The organism is Candidatus Ruminimicrobiellum ovillum (genome assembly GCF_002392975.1).
Lineage (GTDB): Bacteria > Elusimicrobiota > Endomicrobiia > Endomicrobiales > Endomicrobiaceae > Ruminimicrobiellum > Ruminimicrobiellum ovillum.
Genome location: NZ_DGIC01000011.1, coordinates 107,644 through 131,346, shown reverse-complemented (window position 1 = coordinate 131,346; position 23,703 = coordinate 107,644). Strand labels below are relative to the sequence as shown.

The following is a 23,703-nucleotide window of genomic DNA, read 5'->3' as shown; positions in this document are numbered from 1 at the left end:
CAGAATTCAAGATGGGCGGAATCACCGGAGAATATCCGGATTCAGATTCAGCAGCAGTAGGTCCTATTGAATTAACAAAAGAATGGCAGAAATATTCAATCGATTTAACAGGCAAAGATTTGAGCCACGTAATCGGTGGATTTTGCTTTGCAGCATCTAAAGATGACAATCCTAACGGATTTATAATCTATTTAGATGATGTTATTTATGAATAATTGATTTTATGGGGCGGGGTTAATTCCCTGCCCCAAATATAAAAAGGGAAAAATGAAAAGAACAAAAGTTTTAACATTATCGATGTTTTTATTAAGTTGCTTTATTTGTGCATGTGTTCCTTCAACGGCAGTAAAAGGTACTGACACGGATACAAATAAGGCTGCTGAAAATGCAAATACTTTTGAACCTTTTTATGTGTATGAAGATTTTATGTCTTCAAAAAATCATTATGCACCGTCCGGTTGGATGGGGGATGTTGCTAACTTGGAGTTGGACCAGTCCTGCAGTCAAAATATGCATGACGGTAAAAGTTGTATAAAAATGAGATATAATGCCGAAGGTTTAAAACAGTGGGCAGGAATTTATTGGCAGCATCCTGCAAACAATTGGGGAGATAAAAAAGGCGGATACAATATAACCGGAGCAACTAAGTTAACTTTTTGGGCAAGAGGAGCGAACGGTTACGAAATAATATCGGAAGTTAAAATAGGCGGAATTTCTGGTGACTACAGTGATACCGATGTTGCTTGGCTAAAAAAGATTAAATTGACAGGCAGTTGGAAAAAATATACCATAGACTTATCTCAGTCTGATTTAAGTTCTATTTCGGGCGGATTTTGTATAGTTTTTTCTAAGAAAGATAATCCTAAAGGATGTACCGTTTTCTTGGATGATATAAGATATGAATAGAAAACTTGTTAAATTATTATCATTTTGTTTGCTTTGTATGATATGTTTTGCTTCATGCGAAAGATATCCTGTCAGAGCATTATTAGGTATTCATGATCCGATAGATTCTTGGCCTGATATTTGGTATATTTACGATGATGAAATAAATACAAAAGGTTCTTTGGAACCCAAAAGATGGGAAGATGATTCGTCTTGTGCGGATTGGCATAAAGTAAAACTTGATTTTGCATGTACGAGTCAGCCTAAATGCGGAAGAAAATGTGTGAAGTTTTCTTGGGTCGGAAATGTTAACGACCGGGATAAAAGCTTTTTCGGTTTTGGTTTAATGGCAAGAGAACAGGTAGGCGGGGTAGTTGATTTATCAAAAAGCGGTTATGTTTATATGAAATTTTGGATAAAGGGAAGATTATATCAAGGTTGTAAATTTAGAATAGAAATTCCGAAAAAAAGCGGCGGAAGTTGGGCATATGCGGAAATGTCCGATACGGATGTTACTCCAAATTGGCAGGAAGTTTCCGTTCAGTTAACTAATATCCAAGATATGACACAAATAGAATACGATATATCCATGGCTTTGATAGCAACCGGAATAACAAACGGCGGAGAAGTTTATTTGGATGATATAAGGTTTACTAAAGAATAATTATGATTAAAAAATTTATTGTAATCATCATTTCTGTTATGTTATTGAATTGCACAAATGCAGGAGCATGTACATTGACTTGTGATTTTTCGGAATATACTGCAATGAATGCGGCACTTCGTTCTGCTGTTATGCCCGGTTGGGGGCAAGGTTGGAATAATCAAAAAACAAAAGGATGGATAGTTTTCGGCGTTTTTGCGGTTTCCGTGTTCGGAACATTTTATTATCTTGCAAAATCGGAAGGTGATTATGTTACTTATGAAAGGTTAGGTGCAAGAGAATCTTCTTATTATGATGATTATGAAAACGATTTAAATACTTCAAGAATCTTGGGCGGTGTTGCTATTGCAACTTGGATATTTGCCGTTGTTGATGCTTATTTGGTTGCAAACAGAGAATCCAAAAAGTATGCCTTTGAAAAGTTTAATATTGATACTTATGGAAAAGATGGTGTAATGCTGAGATACAGAACCAGGTTTTCTATTTAATTTGGAAGAAAAAATATGAAAAAATTATTATTTTTATCATTATTATTTGTTTGTTTAACGGTTTGTTTCGGTGCTTGTACCAAAAGAGATAAGTTGTTGAACAATACTATGATTTTACAAATAGAACCGGCGGAAGATTTAACTTTAAGCGTAGGTGACTATAAAGAGTTGGAAGCAGTTATAAAAAATATAAAAATGGAAAATATTTCCGAACCTGTAAGATGGTCTGTTTCCTGTAATGAAGCCGGTGATGAGTTGGGAAGTTTTTCTTCAAAAACATTGAAAAATACAATATTTACCGCTGAAGAAAGAGGTAAAGGAACGATAACCCTTTTTTGTCAAGGTGTAACCGTTTCCATAAACATTACCATAAGTTAGTTTTTTATATTTCCAAATATGATATAATAGACACAATCTCTTTTTTAAGAGATAGTGTTTTTTTTTAAGAATATGAAAAAAATTTTTTTATTAACGATATCACTTATTTTTATTTTTTCAACGGGTTATTGTATTGATATTGTAGATAAGTCTTACAGAGAGCAATTCGCTACGGAATCTTTAAATGAAGATTTTTACAGACATCAAATGAGAACCGCAAGCTTTTATGACAGACAAACTTCATCCGTTAACGGGCTTGTTGAAAGTTTTAGAGGAACTTCTCATTATTTTTACGATTTATTTACAAGTTCTTTTATAATCGGTTCAAAAGGTGTTCTCGATGCACAAGCATTTGTTTATGACAGTTCAATAGCATCAATCAGTTATATTTTGTCCGGACAATATAAAAAAGCCGAAAAATTATTTATGCTTTTCAAAAAAGAATTTTATGCTTCAAAGGGCGACTATTACGGATTATGCAATTCTTATAGAACCGATATGCAAAGAACAAGGTGGGGGTTAAAACCGGGAATAGACGGTAACAGAGTTCATTTGGGACCCAATATGTGGATTGCCATTGCAATTTTACAATATACGGCCATAACGGGTAAAACAGATTATATTCCGTTTTTAATCAGTATGGCTAAATGGGCAAGAGAAATAAGACATTACGAATTTTCAAATTCTGAAAAAGGTGCTCCCAGTATGGGTTACGGATGGCAACCTCCGGATTGGTCTACGGTTTATTCAACCGAAAATGTTATAGATTATTATGCAGTGTTGAGAATGTTAAAATATATTTATAAAAATTCGAATAAAAATGTTGTTTCTTATTTTGAAAGAGCAAATTACGGATTAAAAGATATAAATGAAGAAATGACAAATATAGAAAGATGGCTTACAAAACTTATTCTTGATAAAAATAAAGGAACTTTTAATATGGGATACAACTCCCACGGAGTAGATAGAACCGATGCTTTAGATACTATTTCGTGGACAATTCCCGCGGTTACACCCAAGAGATTGGAAGAGTTAGGTATAGATCCTTTTGATATGATGCAATTTGCCGAAGATAATTATTTGGTTACGGATAAGATAGGTGATATGGAAATAAAAGGTTATGATTTTACCAATCAACAAGGCAGAAGAAAAAATTATAGAATGGTATGGTTTGAAGGAACAGGTTTTCATGTAACGGCATTGCAAACTATGGCTCAATATGCATTAAAACAAGGTAGAAGAGAGTTGGCTAAACGGTATAAAAAACAGGCAATAGAAATTTTATCAAACATTGAGAAAGTTTCAAATAAATTAAATTTGATAGATAAATCGTTACCGTACACATCTAAAAAACCTTCTGATAAACAAATATATACGACTTTTGCAAATGAGTGGGAAATTCCGAGAGGTAAAAACGGAAGTTGGGTATCTTCATCGTCGTCCACCGGTTGGTATTTAATAGCAACATCAGCTTTTAATCCGTTGGATTTTGATGTAAAAAATGTACATTATAAACTTTTTAATAATTAATTTCGGGAAAAACAATGTTAGAAAAAATTTTACAAATGAAAAAAAACAACGAAAAAATCGTAATGGTAACTTGTTACGATGCCACTATGGCAAAAATTATGTCTAACTCAAATGTGGATATGTTTTTGGTGGGCGACTCGGTAGGTATGACAAAACTCGGCTACGAAAACACGTTGTCCGTTACAATGGATGATATGATACACCATACAAAAGCTACGGCAAGAGGAACAAACAAAGATAAAGTTGTTGTGGTTTCCGATATGCCTTACAAGTCTTATGAAGATGATCCGAAATTGGCAGCGGAAAATGCAAAAAAACTTATTGATGCCGGTGCCGATATGGTAAAACTTGAAGGCGGATTGGAAATTATAAATTCAATAAAAGCAATTATAAATGAAGGTATAAAAATAGTCGGTCATTTGGGGCTTATGCCTCAATCCATAGAAAAGATGGGCGGATACAAAGTTCAATGCAGAGATGAAGAGTCTCAAAAAAAGTTGTTGGAAGATTCTTTGTTATTACAAAAAACAGGTGTATCAATGATAGTTTTTGAAGGAATCCCCGAAACGATAGCAAAAACGGTTACCGAAAAGTTGGATATCCCTACAATAGGTATAGGAGCAGGAAGATATTGCGACGGGCAAGTTTTGGTAAGTGACGATTTGTTGGGAATGTTTACGGATTTTACACCTAAGTTCGTAAAAAAATATGCAAACCTGGCACAAGTTATACAAGAAGCAACAGCACAATACAGTAAAGAAGTTAAAGAAGGAAAATTTCCGCAAGAGGTAAACACATACAAATGAAAATTATAAGAAAACCGGAAGAACTACAAAAAGCAATCGAAGGATTAAAGAAAAAAGGTAAAACAGTAGGACTTGTTCCTACAATGGGAGCGTTGCATGCGGGACACATTTCATTAATGAAAAAGTCCGTATCGCAAAACGATATAACCGTTGTATCCGTATATGTAAATCCCATACAGTTCGGGCCGAACGAAGATTATGAAAGATATCCGAGACCTGTAGAACACGATATAAAAGTATGTAAAGATAACAAAGTGGATTTCTTATTTTTACCTACAAACAAAACATTGTATAACGACAACTTTTCAACATACATATACAACAATAAATTATCGAAAATAATGTGCGGTGTTACAAGACCTATACATTTCCAGGGAGTTTGTACCGTAGTATCAAAACTTTTTAATATCGCTATGCCTCAAAGAGCATATTTCGGTTTGAAAGATTATCAACAGTATATAATAGTTAAACAAATGGCTAAAGACTTGAATTTTAACTTAAAAGTTGTAGGGTGCCCGATAGTAAGAGAAAAGTCGGGACTTGCAATGTCGAGCCGAAACACATATTTATCCGAAAAAGCAAAACAAGATGCTTGCGGAATATACAAATCTTTATGTTTGGCAAAAAAACAGTTTGCAGAAGGTAAAAAGTTAAAAGATATAAAAAAGAACATAGAAAAAAATATTTCGGATATACCTGAGAGCAAAATAGATTATATTGAACTTAGAAATTTCGAAACTTTGGATTTGGCAACAGATAAAGATAAATCTATAGTAATAGCTGTTGCCGTTAAAGTTTCAAATGTAAGATTGATAGATAATATTGTTTGTAAAAAATAAATTTTTCTTGGGGGAAAAATGACAATAAAAAGAAGACAATATATTGTTAAACCGAAATTGCAAATAAAATATTTGTTGATTTTGGCAACTATTATTGTTGTTTCGTCGATATTGATTTATTATATGTTTTTAGATTCGTTATTGAATTCTCCCGGAATGGATCAACTCAGTGCCGGTGCAATTAAGAATTTTGTAAGATCGTATACAAGCGGTTTTTTTTGGGCAATACTTGGTTTTATGGCTTTGGTTTTAATAGAAAGTATATTTTATTTTCACAGACTTATAGGCCCCATATTCTTTTTTGAAAAAGTTACCGCAAGATTAAAAAACGGTGATTTTACCGTAAAAATTCATCACAGAAAAAAAGATGAAACTATAGAACTTGCAAAAAATATGAATGAAGCCGTTAAGAATGTTAGAACTGCGGTAGCAGAAGACAGAAAAAAAATAGATGCAATAAAAGTTGCAATAGACAGCGGTGATAAAGATAAAGCTAAACATTTACTTAGCGAACTTACACAATGGTTTAAAATAGAGCAAAAATAAAATGATAAAAACAGATTATTTGGTTATCGGCAGCGGTATAGCGGGACTTAGTTTTGCACTCAAAGCATGCAAAACTAACGATGTTGCACTTGTTACCAAGAAAAAATTGTTTGATTCTTCCACGGGTAAAGCACAAGGCGGAGTTGCCTGTGTTACCGATAAAGACGATACATTCGAATCTCATATACAGGATACTCTTGTTGCGGGTGACGGGCTTTGCAATAAGGAAATCGTTGAAATAGCCGTTAAGTCCGCACCGGAAAGAATACAAGAACTTATTTCTATGGGAATGAAGTTTGCCAAAAAAGATTATAACAGTTCGGAATTTGAACTTGGTCTTGAAGGCGGGCACAGTAAAAGAAGAATTCTTCATGCCGGAGATATTACCGGTGAAGAAATAGAAAAAGTGTTGGTTTCAAACATACAAAAAGCAAACAATGTAAGCATATATGAAGATCACATGGCAATAGATTTAATTGTTGATGAGAACAAAAAATGTTGCGGTGCTTATGTATACGATGTGAAAAATTCTACGGTAGAAACCTTCTTGGCAAAAGTTGTTGTTCTTGCCTGCGGCGGAACGGGTAAAGTTTTCTTATATACATCTAATCCGGATGTTGCAACAGGTGACGGCATCGCAATGGCATACAGAGCCGGAGCAAACATTTCCAATATGGAATTCATACAGTTTCATCCCACATGTTTATATAATCCTATAGCAAAATCGTTTTTAATTTCGGAGGCGGTTAGAGGTGAAGGTGCGGTATTGAAAAATCAAAAAGATGAAGCTTTTATGCAAAAGTATCATCCTTTAAAAGATTTGGCTCCCAGAGATATAGTTTCAAGAGCAATAGATACCGAACTTAAGAAAAGCGGCGATAAATTCGTTTATCTTGATATAAGACACAGAGGGGAAGATTTTATAGTAAAAAGGTTCCCTAACATATACGAAAAATGTTTGTTCTACGGAATAGATATGGCAAGAGATATGATACCTGTTGTTCCCGCGGCACATTATTGTTGCGGCGGAATTGCCGTGGATAAAGACGGACAAACATCAATACAAAACCTTTTTGCTATAGGCGAAAATGCTTGTAACGGGTTACAAGGTGCAAACAGACTTGCTTCAAACTCGTTGCTTGACGGTCTTGTTTTTGCCCACTGTGCTTACAAAAAAACTCAAGAACTTTTACCTAACATAAAGTTTAACGATAATGTTAAAGAGTTTGTTAACGAAAGTACGGGTAACGGTGATCCTACGATAATGTTGCAACATTGGGAAGAAGTCAGAAGATTAATGTCTAACTATGTAGGTATAGTAAGAACAAAAGAAAGATTAAAAATGGCTTTAAAAAGGTTGAAAATCGTAAAAAAAGAAGTTGAAAATCATTTCAGAGATTTTAAAGTCAGTATGGAACTTTTGGAAGTAAAAAATCTTGTAGATGTTGCCGAAATTATAATAAAGTCCGCCATGGCAAGAAAGGAAAGTCGCGGCGCACATTTCAACAGCGATTATCCGAAGAAGTCTTCTCATATAAAAGATACAATCATTTCAAAATAGCTGACTATGCTATATTAACTTAATTATCTCAAAATTTAGTATAATAACCTTTTGGCAAATATAAAATTTCGTGATAAATTTTCGGAGAAAATATATGGAGAATATTATCAAGATTAGAGGTGCTCGTCAGCACAATTTAAAAAACGTAGATATCGACATTCCGAAAAACAAACTTGTCGTAGTTACGGGTTTATCAGGTTCGGGAAAATCTTCACTTGCGTTTAATACAATATATGCCGAAGGGCAAAGAAGATATGTTGAATCTTTATCCGCTTATGCAAGACAGTTTTTAGACCTTATGGATAAACCCGATGTTGATATTATCGAAGGTCTTTCACCGGCAATATCCATAGAACAAAAAAATCCGTCACATAACCCGAGATCTATTGTGGGAACGGTAACCGAAATTTACGATTATTTAAGATTGTTATATGCAAGAATAGGTATAGCGCATTGTCCTAAATGCGGTAAAAAAGTTACTCCTCAAAGTTCACAACAAATTATAGATGATGTTATGAAACTTGATGAAGGAACGATGATATATATTCTTGCACCGTTAATAAAAGGGAAAATAGGAACTTACGAAGAACTTTTTTCAAGACTTTTAAAAGACGGTTTTACAAGAGTAAGAGTAGATAAGAAAATTTATAACCTTGATGAAACTATAAAGTTAGACAGATACAAAAAACATAATATAGATTTATTGATAGACAGAATAAAAGTATCCGAACAGGCACACACAAGAATAGCGGATTCAATAGAAACCACACTTAAACAGGCAAGAGGTCTTGTAACCGTTGCGGTCGTTAACGAAAATAAAGATATAAAAGAAGAAAAAACTTACAGTGAACATTATGCATGTATAGATTGCGGTATAAATATATCGGAAATAGAGCCGAGACTTTTTTCTTTTAACACTCCGCACGGTGCATGTCCGGATTGTTCCGGTATAGGGGAAAAAAGCGAAATTGATCCCGATTTGATTGTTCCGGACAAAACAAGGACTGTTAATCAAGGCGCATTACAAGCATGGTCTGAACCTGTAACAACAAGAACTCACAGATGGAAAGGTGCATGGTCAGGATATTATTACGAACTTATAACCGATGCATGCAAAAGAAACAGAATTCCCATGAACAGACCCTGGAAAGATTTAACAGCCAAACAACAAGAGATTTTGTTATACGGAGACGGAGAATTTGAAGGTGTTATTACCAACATGCAAAGAAGGTACAGTGAAACCGAGTCCGATTTTGTAAGAACTGAAATTTTTTCAAAGTATATGTCCACAAAAACTTGTCCTACATGCCACGGTAAAAGATTGAAAAAAGAGGCATTATCCGTATTGGTAAACGATAAATCAATTATGGATATAACGGCAATGTCCGTAGAACAGGCGGTAAAGTTTTTTGATAATATAAAACTTACGGAAAAAGAAAAAACAATATCAAAAGTTATTTTAAAAGAAATTAAAGCAAGATTAAACTTTTTAAATAATGTAGGCCTTTCATATTTAAGTTTGAACAGGCAAAGTTCCACACTTTCGGGCGGTGAAGCACAAAGAATACATTTAGCAACACAAATTGGTTCGGGGCTTACAGGTGTTCTTTATGTGTTGGATGAACCGTCAATAGGTCTTCATCAAAGAGATAATACAATGTTGTTAAAAACATTAACAACATTAAGAGATTTAGGTAACACATTAATTGTTGTTGAACACGATGAAGATACAATGAGAACGGCAGACTATTTAATAGATTTAGGTCCCGGTGCGGGTATTCACGGCGGACAAGTTGTTGCAAGCGGAACACCTAAAGAAGTTATGAAAGTTAAAAATTCAGTTACCGCACAATATCTTAACGGAAAACTTTCAATACCTATACCGAAAAGAAAGAAAACCAACGGTAAATGGTTATCGATAAAAGGTGCAAGTCAGTTCAATTTAAAAAATATTAATGTTGATATTCCGTTGGGTTTGTTTGTTTGTGTAACGGGAGTTTCAGGCTCTGGAAAATCTACTTTAGTTCATGAAATTTTATATAAATCTTTAGCACAAAAATTTTACAGAGCAAAAGAGGTTCCGGGAAAAAATAAAGGAATAGAAGGGTTAGAAAATATAGATAAAGTGGTTATTGTAGATCAGTCACCTATAGGAAGAACACCGAGATCCAACCCTGTAACATATACGGGTGCATTTTCTTTAATAAGAGACTTGTTTGCACAAACTCCTCAAGCTAAAGCAAGAGGATATATGCCGGGCAGATTTTCGTTTAATGTTAAAGGCGGACGATGCGAAAATTGTCAGGGAGACGGAACGCTAAAAATAGAAATGCAGTTCCTACCTGACATATTTGTTAAGTGCGATGTTTGCGGCGGCAGAAGATTTAACGAAGAAACTTTACAGATAAAATATAAAGGTAAAAACATAGATGAAGTTTTAAATATGACGGTTGAAGAAAGTGTAAAGTTTTTTGAAAATATTCCGAAATTGCACAAAATATTATCTACATTAAACGATGTAGGTTTGGGATATATTAAGATAGGTCAATCTTCAACAACATTGTCCGGCGGAGAAGCACAAAGAATAAAACTTGCAACGGAACTTTCGAGAAGATCTACCGGAAGAACACTTTATATTCTTGATGAACCTACAACAGGTTTACATTTTGCCGATATCGCAAAGTTGTTGGATGTATTGCACAAGTTGGTTTATGCCGGAAATACCGTTCTTGTTATCGAACATAACTTGGATGTTATTAAAACGGCAGACTGGATAATAGATTTAGGCCCCGAAGGCGGAGACGGCGGCGGTAAAGTTGTAGGTTGCGGAACACCGGAAAAAATAATGACAATAGAAAAATCTTATACGGGACAATTTTTAAGAAAACTTATTTACGGAACACGAAAGGGGAACTAAAACCATTTTTTTCTTTTCATGTATAAAACAATTCCGCAAGTTGAAGCAAGTATCATAAATATTGCAAAAAACCATGTTCCCGTTTCGCCCAAAATTTTTATTTCCGGGAAAGCAACATTCATTCCGTAATAACTTGCAAATATAAGTATCGGCAAAAATATTGTAGCTATTATACTTAAGAATTTCATCGTTTCGTTTAACTTCAATGTTACCGAAGACATATAAATTGCAATAAGAGAACTTATCATTTGAGAATTATAGTTTATGGTTTTGTTTAAGCTGTTAAGTTGGTCTGTAATATCTCTGAAATATGCGGAATAAGATTCTCTTATATATTCGTTGTTTTCTCTTGCAAAGAAAGAATAGACGTTTCTTTGCGGATCCGCGATTTTTCTCATGGAAAGCAAAACTTTTTTCAAATCGAGAATTTGTTCCATATCGTCCGGATGCGGATCTTCCAAAACTTTATCTTCGAGCAAATCTATCTTGTCGCTGATTTTTTCCATTGTATGTTCAAGGTTGTCTACCACTTTCGATAAAATTTTGTATAACAACGTTTCCATACTTTTTAATTCTATCTGCGGTTTCAACATTGCTTTGTGCATTAAACTGTCCAAAAATTCCAACTCTTCGGTATGTGCGGTAACGATAAGGTTTTTTGATAAGAAAATATCAAGCTCGTACATTGACTCATCGAACTCCGCTAAGTTCATGGTCTTTAATCTTATACCGTGAGTGTTAACGAAAAGGTAGTTGTCGAACTCTTCAACTTTAGGGTTGTATAAAGGGAACAAACAGTCTTCAATCGAAAGTTCGTGAAATTTGAATGTATCGGTAAGAAGAGCAATTTCATCCGTGGACAAATCGCCTTTTTCCAAAGTAATATCAACCCATAACAAAGACGGATTGTTACTGTAAATTTTATTTATATTTTCGATACTTTCTTCTTGTTGGCATATACCGTTGTTTACAAAAATAGACTTTATCATAGCACACAACCTAACCGTTTAATATATGATAAAAAATTTTACAAAATAAAACTATTTAAGTAAAGATAAAAAACATTTTGTAACAAATTATAATATCGAAAAGTTTATTATTTTAAATTGAAATTTAGGTGGTATATTATATATAATTAATTAAATTATCAATGTAGGGGTTTTTATGAAAAAAATATTTTATGTTTTTTCTGTATTTGTTTTATTTTCATTGGTTTCTTGTGTAACGGCAGATAACAATTCAAAAAAATCTGCAGATAACGGCTCGAAAAATTCCGCAATAGAAAATATTTTGAACAGAAAAAGCGTAAGACAATATTCCGATAAAAAAGTAGAACAGGAAAAAATAGATACCATATTAAAATGTGCAATGGCCGCTCCCAGCGGAATGAATAAACAACCTTGGGAAATTTTGGTTGTTACCGATAAAGAAAAATTGGAAAAAATCGCGGAAATTGCACCGAATGCATCATACAGTAAAAATTCTCAACTTGCAATAATCGTTTGCGGTGACAAAAATATCAGTGAAAGATTTTGGGAGCAGGATTGTTGTGCCGTAACAGAAAATATTTTGTTGGCTGTGGAAGCTTTGGAATTGGGTGCCGTATGGTGTATGGCTTATCCGTCCGATGAAAGAGTAGCAGGTATCAGAAGTTTATTCAATTTACCGGAAAATGTTATTCCGCTAAACATTATTCCTATAGGTTATCCTCTTACACAAGAACAACCTAAACAAAAATATAATGCAGATAAAGTACATGTTAACAATTGGTAATAATAAAAAGGAGAAAAGCCAATGAGAATAGGCACTTTTTTGTTGGAAATGATAATTGTTCTTGCTATAATTTTTTGTTTGTATCATGCTTATTTTAATACAAGAAAATCTGCCATAACCAACGATAACGGTGAACTTATTACCAAAGATGTTAAGGAAATGTTGAACGATGTTTCCACTCTTTCTACTGTTTCTGCGGCAAATTCCACCGGAGCCAAAACAAAGAAAGATATAGAAAAGAAAGTTAACAGATTAATGAAAAAATATAACATAAATTAATTTTTGGTGAGAGAAATGAAAAAAATTGTAATGTTTTTAATAAAAGTTTTTGTGATTTTAGCAATATTGGCGGCGGCAGGATATTATTCGTTCAATATTATAATGTCGGGCTTTGTCAGAGAAAAATCCGAAGTTTTGGTACCGGATCTGCAAGGCAAAAATTTGGTTGAATGTTTGGATATGTTATCGCAATCCAAACTTGCATTGATGAAAGACGGTTCAGAATTTAACCAAGATGTTCCTGCAGGTATCGTTATAAGACAAGTACCTCCTGCAGGTATGAACGTTAAAGAAGGTAAAGTAATAAAAATCGTTATAAGCCAGGGAGGAGAAATAGTTTATGTTCCTGACTTAAAAGGTCAAACAATTAGATCTGCAACAATTTCACTTCGTTCGTTAGGTCTTGTTTTGGGAGAACTTACGAAAAAATCTTCCGTAAAATATGAAGAAGGTATAGTGTTAGAACAAGAACCTGCGGCAGGTTCTACAATAGAAAAAGATTCATCCGTAAATGTGTTGGTATCAAACGGTGCACCGACCGACGGAACTGTTTTAATGCCCGATTGGTCCGGTAAATCCGCCGAAGAAGCAAAAAAATGGGCAATAGATGAAAATTATGAAGTTAAAGTTGTTTCAAAAAGAACAACTTTGGCCAACCCGGGAGAAGTCTTTAAACAATCTCCTAATTTTGATGAAAGAATAACAAAAGATACAAAAATCACTTTTTATGTAGCAGACGAAAAAAGTGCTTTGGCTCTTGAAGAAAAAACTTTTGAATATATCGTTCCGGACGGTAACGAAAACAAAAGAATAAGATTGGTGTTAAACGATGAGGGCGGTGAAAGAGATATTTTTAACGGAATAAGAGCACCTAAAACTACAATTTCTATTCCTGTAAAAGTAAACGGTAAAGCAACCGTAAAAGTTTTTATAAATAATATTTCAATAGAAGAAAGAGATTTTTAATATGAAAAAAATTTTGATAGCACCGTCAATTTTATCTGCTGATTTTGCAAACTTGGCAAAAGATGTTTCTATGGTTGAGTCCGCAGGTGCGGATTGGTTGCATGTGGATGTGATGGACGGTCATTTCGTTCCCAATATTACAATAGGTCCCGTTGTTGTAAAATCAATAAAAAAATACAGCAAATTGTTTTTTGATGTCCATTTAATGATAACAAATCCCGAAAAGTATTGGGAAAGTTTTTATAAAGCCGGAGCGGATTTAATTGTTTTTCATAATGAAGTTTCATGTGATAAAAAACAATTAATACAGGAAATTAAGAAAGCCGGTATAAAGGCGGGAGTATCTATAAAGCCTAAAACTCCGGTAAGTGATATTTTGGAAATTTTGCCTTTGGTTGATGTTGTATTAATTATGACTGTTGAGCCGGGTTTCGGCGGTCAATCTTTTATGGCAGATATGGTACCTAAAATTTCTTCTTTAAGAAAAATTATAGATGATAATAAGTATAAATGTTTAATAGAAATAGACGGCGGAATAAACGATAAAACGGCAAAAGTATGTATTGATGCCGGTGCGGATGTGTTGGTTAGCGGAAGTTATATTTTTGCGGCACAAAATCCGCAACAAGTTTTAAAAGGTTTAAAATCTTTATAATAAGTTATGAATTCATTGAATAAATATAAAACATTAATCACTATTTTATTGGCTACGGTATTATTGTTTAATCCTTCATTATCTTTTTGTAAAAAACATAAAAAACAATCCGAACAAGAAATAATCAATCAGGAAAAAATAGAAACGGAAATAGGTGTTGTACAATCCGATACTAACGATATAGATACGCCTGTTCTCGATGAAAAGGTTGAATCGTTAAAAGAAAATATTATGGAAGCAGACCAATTTTTGAATTCCGCATTAAGTGCCTGCGGACAAAATAACTATATAGACGCAAGTGAAAGTTATCACAAGTTTTTGGAAAAATTAAATTCGTTAAACTTAAAACCGGAAGAAGTTGAATTTTTGTTAACCGATTGCGAAAATATTTTAAGAAAAATAAAAAATATTAACGGACTTGATACGAACAAAAATCATCTTAACAGGGAAGATGCACTTGAAATTTCAATGGATTACGATGAAGATATTTTGAATGCATGGATAAAAAGATACAGTGTCGGACAATCTGCTCAAAGTATAAGACTTGCACTTGAAAGAAGCGGGAAATATAAAGACATGATAGTGTCTATTTTGAGAGAATATAATTTACCGGAAGATTTGCAGTATTTACCTATTATAGAAAGTTTGTTCAATAACAATGTTGTGTCCAGAGCAAAAGCCGTGGGTATGTGGCAAATAATGGCACACAGAGGACAAGCACTCGGATTACAGATAAATTATTGGGTAGACGAAAGAAGAGATCCCGTAAAAGCTACAAGAGCGGCTGCGAAATATTTAAGAGAACTTTTTGTTTTGTTGAACGATTGGCATTTGGCATTGTCCGCATATAACAGAGGTGAATACGGGCTTATAAGAGATATGAAATTTTCCAATGCTTCATCGGTATTGGAAATGAAAGAAAGAAACGCTCTTCCCAAAGAAACACAAAATTATGTTCCTCAGTTTATTGCTTCGGTAAAAATCGCTAAAAATCCGGAAGAATACGGGTTTACAAATTTAAATTATCAGGAACCTATGGTTTTTGATACCGTCATTATAGATAAAGTTATAGATTTAAAAATTGTTGCAAAATGTGCAAATACAACTGTTGAAGTAATAAAAGAGTTAAACCCTTCAATACTTGCATGGTGCACACCGCACGGGTACAAAAATTTTGAGTTGCATTTGCCTGTAGGAACAAAAGATATTTTCTTGGAAAATATAGCAAAAGAAAAAGATTTAAATCCAAGTCCCGGATTTATAAAGTATAAAGTTAAAAAAGGTGACTACTTAGAAAAAATAGCAAGAGAGTTTAAAACTACGCCTTCGGCAATAAAAGAAGATAATCCGAAATTGAAGAAACAAAAATATTTGCAGCCGAAACAGGTTCTTGTTATAAGGCCCGGAAGAAAATATTATAGTAAGTAGGAATATATGAGAATAGTAATAAAAATAGGAACAAGTACATTAACAGATAAAACAGGGAAATTAAATATTCCCTATATAGACTCTTTTGCACAGGAAATATCCAAACTTAAAAAAGAAAAAGATATTGATATTATTTTGGTAAGTTCGGGTGCAATCGGTGCCGGGTTGGGATATTTAAATTTAACAAAAAAGCCTAAAGAGCTAAGAAAAAAGCAGGCTCTCGCTTCTATAGGACAACCGTTAATAATGCAGGCATACAGACAAGCATTTAAACCTTTAAATTTAATGGTTGCACAGATTCTTCTTACAAGATACGATTTTGATGACAGGCAAAGATACATAAATATAAGAAATTCAATAAACGAATTACTTTTAAGAAAAGATGTTATTCCCATAATAAACGAAAACGACAGTATTGCGGTTGATGAAATAAATTTCGGTGATAACGACACGTTAAGCGCGATAGTTGCGGCATCCGTTCAAGCGGATATGCTTTTTATTTTAACCGATGTTGACGGACTTTATGACGGTATACCCAAAAAATCAAAAATAATAGGAACAATAACAAAAATTACCGATGATTTGTTGGAAATAGCAAGTCCGGATTCGAGCAGCGGTAAAGGTACCGGTGGTATGAAAACAAAACTTATTGCCGCAAAAATAGCCGCAAGTTCCGGCACAACAACATTTATTACAAACGGTTCCAAACTTGATTTAATAGAAGATGCCGTTAACGGTAAAGATATAGGAACAAAAATTTTGCCCAACAAAAAACTTCAATCAAGAAAATCCTGGATAGCATTCGGGAAAAAAGCAAAAGGTTTTGTCCTTATAGATGCAAATGCAACCGTTGCAATAAGAAATAAAGAGAAAAGTCTTTTGTCTTCCGGAATAATAACGGTAGGCGGCTCTTTCAACAGAGGCGATACGATAAGTGTTGTGGTGTTAAACCCTATAGAACAAAACAATATAGAAGTCGCAAGAGGACTCTCAAATTATAACTCTATTGACTTGTTAAAAATAGCAGGTAAATCTTCCGCTGAAATAAAAAAAGAGTTTCCTAACATGATATGTGAAGAAGTAATACATAAAGATAATTTGGTTGTAATAAAATAGAAGGTACAAAATGAAATTAAAAGAAAAAGTTTATAAAAAGAATAAAATATATAACGGTAAAGCAATAAACTTTTGTAAAGATGACATTATTTTGCCTAACGGGAACAAAGCAATAAGAGAATATATCGACCATCCCGGAGCAGTGGCAATCGTTCCTTTTATAAACAAAACCGATATTATTATGGTTAAACAATACAGATATCCGGTAGACAAAATAACTTACGAAATTCCCGCGGGAAAACTCGATAAAAAAGAATCGTTACTGAAATGTGCCAAAAGAGAATTGAAAGAAGAGACCGGATATACGGCAAAGAGTATAAAAAAACTTATATCCTTTTATCCTTCAACTGCTTTTTCAAACGAAGAACTTATTATTTATACAGCAAAAGATTTGGTTTCGGGAAAGCAACATCCCGATGATGATGAATTTATAGAAAGAGTAACAGTGCCTTTCAAACAAGCTTTACGAATGATAAAACAAGGTAAAATAAAGGATGCAAAAACGGTAATAGCATTACTTTATGCAGCATCCGAAATATAGTATGGAAACAAAAGAAACATCCGTAGGTGCATTTATATATAAAATAGAAAAAGGTGAGATATTGTTCCTTTTAATTTATTCCGAAAGAAACAAAGAGTGGGGGTTCCCTAAAGGACACGTTGAATCTGATGAAACGGAACTTGAAACCGCCAAAAGAGAAATCAAAGAAGAAACGGGTATAACCGATATAGAATTTATTAATAATTTTCGTTGTATTGATACATACAAAATAAAAGGTACATTAAGCACCACAAAAAATAGGATAATTGATAAAAATGTTATATACTATTTAGCAAGTACAAGAGAAGATTTTAAATGTTCTTGCGATAACGAAATAGGGCAGGGTAAATGGTTAAATTGCAGTAAAGCAATTGAATATTTAAAACACGATAACCAAAAGAAATTATTAAAATCGGCATATATGTTTATTAAGGAGGCAAAAGATGAATCCGGTATTAAATAAGAAAACATTTCAAACCGTATCTTACGGCGATGATGTAATGACAATAAACGGTGTTATAAATAAAAGCTTTATATTGTGGCTGTTCTTGGCTGCAGGTGCTTATTTTGGGTGGACAAATGCAGCATCAATAATGAATATTTATTTTTGGTTGATAACTGCAGGTGCATTAGCTTTATGTGTCATAATATCATTTAATGTAAGAACAGCTCCATATTTTTCTCCGATATATGCTTTCGGTGAGGGGTTGGTATTAGGTGCAATAACATTGTTTGCTGAAAAGGATTATCCCGGTATAGCTGTTAATGCCATATTTTTAACGATATGTGATTTATTTTTGATGTTGGCTGCATTTAAATCGGGAAAAATAAGAGCGACAAAAAAATTTGTAAAAATTGTAGCTTTATCGACAGCTGCAATTTGTTTGGTTTATTTTTTAGATATTATATTGCTTGTGTGTCATACTCCGGGAATTGCTTTTATACATTCTTCCGGCGCTCTCGGAATACTTGTTAGTGTTTTTGTTGTAATAATCGCTTCTTTAAATTTAGTAGTGGATTTTGAATTTATACAGAACGGAGTTGAAGGTCATGCACCGAAATATATGGAATGGTACGGTGCGTTTGCACTTATGGTTACGATAGTATGGTTATACTTAGAGATATTGAGATTATTAAGTAAAGTAAGAGATTAAAAATGGCATTAGATTTATCCAAATCGGTATTTTTTATATCCGAAACAAAACCCGAGCTTTTACCGCAAAGTATATCGGAAGTTGCATTTGTAGGCAGGTCTAATGTGGGTAAAAGTTCTGTAATTAATGCCGTATGCAAAACTAAAAATTTGGCAAGAACTTCAAAAACTCCTGGAAGAACAAGAGCAATAAACATTTTTACACCGGCCAAAGGCAGATGGATAGTGGATTTGCCGGGATACGGTTTTGCAAGAGTTACCGAAGAAGAAAAAAAAGTTTGGCAAAAGATGATAGAAACATATATTACTTCAAGAAAAACGTTGAAAATGATATATATTCTTATAGATTCTTTTGTGGGACCTACCGAACTTGATTTTGTTATGATGGATTGGGTTCGGAAATTAAATATACCGTTCAAAATAGTTTCGAATAAAACCGATAAGGTCAGCAACTTGAATTTGGAAAAATTAAAAGATACAATCTGTGAGATGTGTGAAGTGGAGAGAGAAGATATATATTGTGTAAGTGCAAAAAAACAAACAGGTTTCGGAAAATTAATAAACGATATAGGAAATTTGTTGTTAAAATAAAACAGGAGGAAGTAAAATGAAAAAAGTAGTATTAAGTTTGGTTGCAGTAGTTATGTTGTGTGCAGCAGCTCAAGCAGCACAACCTATCAAGTTATCTTTGTGGGGACCTATTTGTGTTCCTAACGGAGATACAACAACAGGTTTGGAAATTGCTATCGGAACACAAACACAAGAAGTTAAAGGTGTTCAACTTGCATTGATCTATGCACAAGCAGACAAATTCACAGGTGCACAATTGGGTTTTGTAAACAACACAAACGATGGTTTGGGTGTTCAGTATGGTTGTGTTAATTTAGCACAAGAAATGAAAGGTCTTCAATTCGGTTTTGTTAACTGGACAAAAGGTAAAACAACAGGTGCACAATTAGGTTTAGTAAACTATACCGAATCAATGAAAGGTCTTCAACTCGGTTTGGTTAACATAATCAAGAACAATACACAGTTCTTGCCTGTATTTGTATTCTTCAATTTCTGCTTTGCTTAATAATAAGTGAAGAATATTATAGTAACCGTAATAGTAGGTTTTATTACGGGGTTAGTTATATCGGGAATTTTATTTGATGTAATTAAATATGTCGGAAAATCTTTCAACAGAGTGTCCGTTTCTTGGAACATTTCAAAAGCGGAAAAAGCTTACTCTAACGGAAGATTTTCCGACTCTGTTTTAATATACAAAAAAACACTACCCAAAATCGATTTTGACAACAAAACATTAATTGCAAAAACAAAAAATAATTTGGCTTTAAGTTTATACAAAAATTATCTTACAACAAACAACAACGAAGAACTGAACGAAGCATTAACTTTATTTAAAGAAGCCGAAACAATTTATATGGAAATCGGTAACAACGAACTTGCGGAACAAACCGCAAAAAATATCCTCGTTGCAACACCTCAACCATAATTATAAATTGCCGGTATTTTTGTCATTCTGAACTTGATTCAGAATCTATAAGAAATAAACATTCCTTATTTCTTCTATTTTTCCAATCTTCTAATCTTCTAAAATCGCTTTGCGATTTTCTTGACATCCTAAAAAAAATTTGGTAAATTATACTCCGTCAGTTAGAGAGTGTGGGCAGTTAGCTCAGCTAGGGAGAGCATCTCCCTTACAAGGAGGAGGTCGCAGGTTCAATCCCTGCACTGCCCATTTTCTCAATTCCTTCCAAAGAAAAAAATCAAAAAAAACAGAGAGGTTTTATATTTATGAAACACAGGCTATATTTATCAGTTTTAACGATGTCCTTGATAGTTTTTTTCGGTTCCTTTGTTGTTGCTTCGGGCAAAAAAGTAGAAAAACTTCCTGAAAAAAAAGCACCTGAATATTTTGAAATACATACTCCCGGAACAGAAGATGTTGTTGATTATGCAAAATACGGTGAGTTTAAAAATGTAGGTACAAATAAGTATAAATATGTTCCATCCGATTACAAAGGTTTGAAAGAAGCTTCCGGTGAAGGAATTTGGCCCAATCAAGAATCAGTTTTTAAAAGTCCGAGATATAAAGAATTAATGAGAGAAAAGAAACTTGAAGGAGATAAGTGGACTTATGTTAATACAAGAAATACCGAACTGAATTATTATAAATGGGCAACAGCTCAAGAAGATCCCGGTGTAAGACAGTATTATATTGCACTTGCACTTGAAAATGCCGGTAATTACGAAAGGGCAATAAAAGCGTACTATTCCATTGTAGTATTTTTTCCTAAAGCAATCGGTTACACATTTTGGAAAACTCCTTGGTATGTGGCACCCGTAGCAATAGAAAAAATAAAATATCTTACAAGAGAACATCCCGAAATAGGTTTGAAGTTGGTAGATGCTTATGTCGATGTTATAAACAGATTCGATGATGAAAAATCTAACGATGATTTTATAGCGGATCCCGGAAAACTTGTTAGAGCAACAAGTAAAGATTGGATAGTAAAACCTGTGGATTTGAAAAAAGTAGGTATCAAAAAAACCGTAGGTAAAGGTAAAGTTAAACTCGTAGAATATAATAACAAACATTATCAGTTGTTTGTTGATAATAAACCTTTCATAGTAAGGGGAATATGTTATTCTCCCAACCCGGTGGGAACATCTCCCGATAACGGAACATTGAACGCTTCAAGAGATTGGATGTTTGCCGACTATAATGACAATGCAATTATAGACGGACCTTACGAATCTTGGGTAGACGAAAACAGAAACGAAAGAAAAGACGAAAATGAGCAGGTTGTAGGTGATTTTAAACTTATGAAGGATATGGGAATAAATACATTGAGATTGTATCATTATCCCGACTTCAATAAAGAGTTGCTTATGGACGGATACAAAAATTACGGATTTATGTATATGATAGGTAACTTTTTAGGTATGTATTGTACGGATTCCGGTGCCGAATGGTTTGAAGGTACCGATTACACTAACGAAGAACAGTGCCAAAGAATGTTGGCAAGTGTTGAAAAAATGGTTAACGAATATAAAGATGAACCTTACGTTTTAATGTGGGTTTTAGGTAACGAAAACAATTACGGAACTGTAGGTGTTGTGGGTGTTGCTGCCGGTACAGGTTGTAACGTAAGAAAAGATGTTCCCGCATATTACAGATTTATAAACAGATGTGCAAAAAGAATAAAAGAGTTGGATCCGCAACAAAGACCTGTAGCAATATGTAACGGTGATACTTTGTTTATGGACCAATGTGCAAAATATGCACCGGAACTTGATATATACGGCGCAAATGCATACAGAGGTAAAGAAGGTTTTGCCACATTGTGGAAAGATGTAATGAAACTATATGAAAGGCCGGTAGTAGTTACCGAATACGGTTGCCCTGCCTTCAGTAAAATACACAATCAGATAGAAGCCGAAGAACAACAGGCAATTTATCATGAAGGAAGCATAAAAAATATTCAGGAAAATGTTGCCGGTTACGGTGTGGGAAATGCATTGGGCGGAATAATATTCGAATGGACGGATGAATGGTGGAAAGCAGGTCCTCCTCCGGAATATGATTTTAATGCTCACGATGAAACGGCACAATGGGAAGGACCTTTTATTGACGGCGGAGGATACGAAGAGTGGTTCGGGCTTGTGTCTATAGGTGACGGTAAAGATTGTCCTTTCAAAAGACAGTTAAGAAAAGCATATTATTCTATACAAAGTTTATGGAAAAAATATAAAATGTAAAATATATGATATTTAACAAAAAAATATTTACCACTTTAATAGTGTTTATTACATGCCTGTCTTTTACGGTCAATTGTTTTGCTGCCGTTAAAGTTATTAAAAATAAAGTCGGGGTGTGGAAACTTTTGGTTGACCACAAACCGTACTTTGTAAAAGGTATTGCATATTCCTGCGACAGAGTAGGTTCCAGTACTACAAACACAAATGAGTGGATGTGGGCGGATGTAAATAACAACGGAGTAATAGACGGTCCTTACGAATCCTGGGTTGATTTAAACAGAGATAATTACAGAGACAATTATGAAGATAATATCGGTGATTTTGCATTACTTAAAGCAATGGGTTGTAACACTATAAGAATTTATCACAGTGATAATATAAACAAGGAATTGTTAAGAGATTTATATTATAACTACGGCATAATGGTTATTATGGGAAACTTTTTCGGTGCATACACAAAAGGCAGCAGCGCCGCTTGGTCTTCCGGAACAAATTATTTAAATGAAACTCAAAGACAGTCAATGCTTGAAAGTGTTAAAAGAATGGTTGAAGAACATAAAGATGAGCCGTATGTGTTAATGTGGATGTTGGGAAACGAAAATGATGTTTCCGGAAATTCTTCAAACTCTACGGCAACAAATACCAATGCTTGGAAATATCCCGAAGTTTATGCAAAGTTTGTGGAAGAAGCTTGTAAACTAATAAAAAAATTAGATGATAATAAACATCCTGTAGGTGTATGTAATGCAACCACAAGGTTTGTTAAATATTATGCAAAACATACCCCAAGTATAGATGTGTTGGGTTTTAACCAATATTCCGGACCTTACGGTTTCGGTACATTGTGGAACAGAATAAAACAAGAGTTTGACAGACCCGTTCTTATTACCGAGTATGGATGCGATTCTTGGAACGAAAAAAAGAAATCAACTTGTGAAGTTTATCAGGCAAAATATCATTATGGTGCATGGAAAAATATAGAAAACAATAGTTTTTGGGGCGACGGTGTAGGCAATTCTATAGGCGGTGTGGCTTATTCTTGGGTAGACAGATGGTGGCTTGTCGGTTCACCTAAAGTACACGATACGCATTTGGGAGCTTGGTCCGGTTCAACAATAGACGGTGAGTTCAACGATGAGTGGCTTGGAATTTGTTCTCAAGGTAAAGGTAAACACAGCCCTTTCCAAAGAATATTAAAAAATGTTTATTATACTTATCAGGAAGAACTTTGGGATTGGGATCCTGCCACATATTAGTAATAAGCGAAATCATCTCACGATAAAAATTTAAAATTCTAGTTACAATTTCGTATTTTTAAAGTTTATGTACCGCTTCACTTACGTACACTGCACTTTAAAAATACTTCATTTCACTAACGAATTTTAAATTTTTCTCTTGCCTGCTACATTCATA

Annotated in this window: 25 protein-coding genes, 1 tRNA gene and 1 pseudogene; 26 read left to right on the top strand and 1 reads right to left on the bottom strand. The window is 33.9% G+C overall.

The genetic code is table 11. The features are described 5' to 3' along the window. The 11 genes and pseudogenes from B2Y85_RS06845 to uvrA all read left to right on the top strand — a co-directional run. A pseudogene (locus B2Y85_RS06845) lies at positions 1–215 on the top strand (hypothetical protein); the annotation flags it as partial. Between the two features lie 52 nt (positions 216–267). Further along, the gene (locus B2Y85_RS06840) at positions 268–906 is read left to right on the top strand and encodes a hypothetical protein (protein ID WP_372519732.1); all 639 of its coding nucleotides are present in this window, start codon (positions 268–270) and stop codon (positions 904–906) included. Then, the gene (locus B2Y85_RS06835) at positions 899–1,549 is read left to right on the top strand and encodes a hypothetical protein (protein WP_372519731.1); all 651 of its coding nucleotides are present in this window, start codon (positions 899–901) and stop codon (positions 1,547–1,549) included. The genes B2Y85_RS06840 and B2Y85_RS06835 overlap by 8 nt, the downstream gene beginning before the upstream one ends. 2 nt (positions 1,550–1,551) lie before the next feature. Continuing rightward, positions 1,552–2,037, top strand: a complete 486-nt coding sequence (locus tag B2Y85_RS06830; protein WP_372519730.1) for a hypothetical protein — start codon at positions 1,552–1,554, stop codon at positions 2,035–2,037. Positions 2,038–2,052: 15 nt separating this feature from the next. Further along, complete coding sequence (locus tag B2Y85_RS06825) at positions 2,053–2,415, top strand: hypothetical protein (protein WP_372519729.1); 363 nt, start codon at positions 2,053–2,055, stop codon at positions 2,413–2,415. A 72-nt stretch (positions 2,416–2,487) separates the two neighbouring features. Further along, entirely contained in the window at positions 2,488–3,945 is a 1,458-nt protein-coding gene (locus tag B2Y85_RS06820) for a hypothetical protein (RefSeq protein WP_372519728.1), read from the top strand. 14 nt (positions 3,946–3,959) lie between these two features. Continuing rightward, complete coding sequence (gene panB / locus B2Y85_RS06815) at positions 3,960–4,751, top strand: 3-methyl-2-oxobutanoate hydroxymethyltransferase (protein WP_372519727.1); 792 nt, start codon at positions 3,960–3,962, stop codon at positions 4,749–4,751. Further along, positions 4,748–5,590 carry a pantoate--beta-alanine ligase gene (gene panC, locus B2Y85_RS06810; protein WP_372519726.1) on the top strand — a complete coding sequence of 281 codons (843 nt, stop codon included), beginning with the start codon at positions 4,748–4,750 and terminating at the stop codon, positions 5,588–5,590. The genes panB and panC overlap by 4 nt, the downstream gene beginning before the upstream one ends. An 18-nt stretch (positions 5,591–5,608) precedes the next feature. Further along, complete coding sequence (locus tag B2Y85_RS06805; protein WP_372519725.1) at positions 5,609–6,136, top strand: hypothetical protein; 528 nt, start codon at positions 5,609–5,611, stop codon at positions 6,134–6,136. Between the two features lies 1 nt (position 6,137). Then, complete coding sequence (gene nadB / locus B2Y85_RS06800; RefSeq protein WP_372519724.1) at positions 6,138–7,697, top strand: L-aspartate oxidase; 1,560 nt, start codon at positions 6,138–6,140, stop codon at positions 7,695–7,697. Between the two features lie 94 nt (positions 7,698–7,791). Then, complete coding sequence (uvrA, locus tag B2Y85_RS06795) at positions 7,792–10,614, top strand: excinuclease ABC subunit UvrA (RefSeq protein WP_372519723.1); 2,823 nt, start codon at positions 7,792–7,794, stop codon at positions 10,612–10,614. On the opposite strand, the gene B2Y85_RS06790 is transcribed toward uvrA, so the two are convergent. Further along, on the bottom strand, positions 10,611–11,603 hold the full coding sequence (locus tag B2Y85_RS06790) for a magnesium transporter CorA family protein (RefSeq protein ID WP_372519722.1): 993 nt from the start codon (positions 11,601–11,603) through the stop codon (positions 10,611–10,613). The genes uvrA and B2Y85_RS06790 overlap by 4 nt on opposite strands. A gap of 175 nt (positions 11,604–11,778) precedes the next feature. On the opposite strand from B2Y85_RS06790, the gene B2Y85_RS06785 reads away from it, so the two are divergent. From B2Y85_RS06785 to B2Y85_RS06715, 15 genes are all read left to right on the top strand, one after another. Next, the gene (locus B2Y85_RS06785; RefSeq protein ID WP_372519721.1) at positions 11,779–12,387 is read left to right on the top strand and encodes a nitroreductase family protein; all 609 of its coding nucleotides are present in this window, start codon (positions 11,779–11,781) and stop codon (positions 12,385–12,387) included. A 21-nt stretch (positions 12,388–12,408) separates the two neighbouring features. Continuing rightward, positions 12,409–12,666 carry a hypothetical protein gene (locus tag B2Y85_RS06780; protein ID WP_372519720.1) on the top strand — a complete coding sequence of 86 codons (258 nt, stop codon included), beginning with the start codon at positions 12,409–12,411 and terminating at the stop codon, positions 12,664–12,666. A gap of 15 nt (positions 12,667–12,681) precedes the next feature. Beyond that, on the top strand, positions 12,682–13,632 hold the full coding sequence (locus B2Y85_RS06775; RefSeq protein WP_372519719.1) for a PASTA domain-containing protein: 951 nt from the start codon (positions 12,682–12,684) through the stop codon (positions 13,630–13,632). A gap of 10 nt (positions 13,633–13,642) precedes the next feature. Further along, the gene (gene rpe, locus B2Y85_RS06770; protein ID WP_372519736.1) at positions 13,643–14,287 is read left to right on the top strand and encodes a ribulose-phosphate 3-epimerase; all 645 of its coding nucleotides are present in this window, start codon (positions 13,643–13,645) and stop codon (positions 14,285–14,287) included. Positions 14,288–14,293: 6 nt separating this feature from the next. After that, positions 14,294–15,715, top strand: a complete 1,422-nt coding sequence (locus B2Y85_RS06765; protein WP_372519718.1) for a lytic transglycosylase domain-containing protein — start codon at positions 14,294–14,296, stop codon at positions 15,713–15,715. A gap of 6 nt (positions 15,716–15,721) precedes the next feature. Next, on the top strand, positions 15,722–16,831 hold the full coding sequence (gene proB / locus B2Y85_RS06760; protein WP_372519717.1) for a glutamate 5-kinase: 1,110 nt from the start codon (positions 15,722–15,724) through the stop codon (positions 16,829–16,831). Positions 16,832–16,841: 10 nt separating this feature from the next. Beyond that, positions 16,842–17,372, top strand: a complete 531-nt coding sequence (locus B2Y85_RS06755; protein WP_372519716.1) for an NUDIX hydrolase — start codon at positions 16,842–16,844, stop codon at positions 17,370–17,372. Position 17,373: 1 nt separating this feature from the next. Next, positions 17,374–17,835 (top strand): bis(5'-nucleosyl)-tetraphosphatase, encoded by a 462-nt coding sequence (locus B2Y85_RS06750; RefSeq protein ID WP_372519715.1) that lies wholly within the window; start codon positions 17,374–17,376, stop codon positions 17,833–17,835. Then, entirely contained in the window at positions 17,816–18,526 is a 711-nt protein-coding gene (locus tag B2Y85_RS06745) for a Bax inhibitor-1/YccA family protein (protein ID WP_372519714.1), read from the top strand. The genes B2Y85_RS06750 and B2Y85_RS06745 overlap by 20 nt, the downstream gene beginning before the upstream one ends. Positions 18,527–18,528: 2 nt before the next feature. Continuing rightward, positions 18,529–19,116 (top strand): ribosome biogenesis GTP-binding protein YihA/YsxC, encoded by a 588-nt coding sequence (yihA, locus tag B2Y85_RS06740; protein ID WP_372519713.1) that lies wholly within the window; start codon positions 18,529–18,531, stop codon positions 19,114–19,116. A 16-nt stretch (positions 19,117–19,132) separates the two neighbouring features. Then, the gene (locus B2Y85_RS06735) at positions 19,133–19,600 is read left to right on the top strand and encodes an LA_2272 family surface repeat-containing protein (RefSeq protein WP_372519712.1); all 468 of its coding nucleotides are present in this window, start codon (positions 19,133–19,135) and stop codon (positions 19,598–19,600) included. A gap of 6 nt (positions 19,601–19,606) precedes the next feature. Continuing rightward, positions 19,607–20,020: a hypothetical protein gene (locus tag B2Y85_RS06730; RefSeq protein WP_372519711.1), complete on the top strand. Its 414-nt coding sequence runs from the start codon at positions 19,607–19,609 to the stop codon at positions 20,018–20,020. A 172-nt stretch (positions 20,021–20,192) separates the two neighbouring features. After that, a tRNA-Val gene (locus B2Y85_RS06725) sits at positions 20,193–20,266 on the top strand. Positions 20,267–20,322: 56 nt separating this feature from the next. Further along, complete coding sequence (locus B2Y85_RS06720) at positions 20,323–22,290, top strand: glycoside hydrolase family 2 TIM barrel-domain containing protein (RefSeq protein ID WP_372519710.1); 1,968 nt, start codon at positions 20,323–20,325, stop codon at positions 22,288–22,290. A 5-nt stretch (positions 22,291–22,295) separates the two neighbouring features. After that, the gene (locus B2Y85_RS06715; RefSeq protein WP_372519709.1) at positions 22,296–23,546 is read left to right on the top strand and encodes a glycoside hydrolase family 2 TIM barrel-domain containing protein; all 1,251 of its coding nucleotides are present in this window, start codon (positions 22,296–22,298) and stop codon (positions 23,544–23,546) included. Positions 23,547–23,703: the final 157 nt, after the last annotated feature.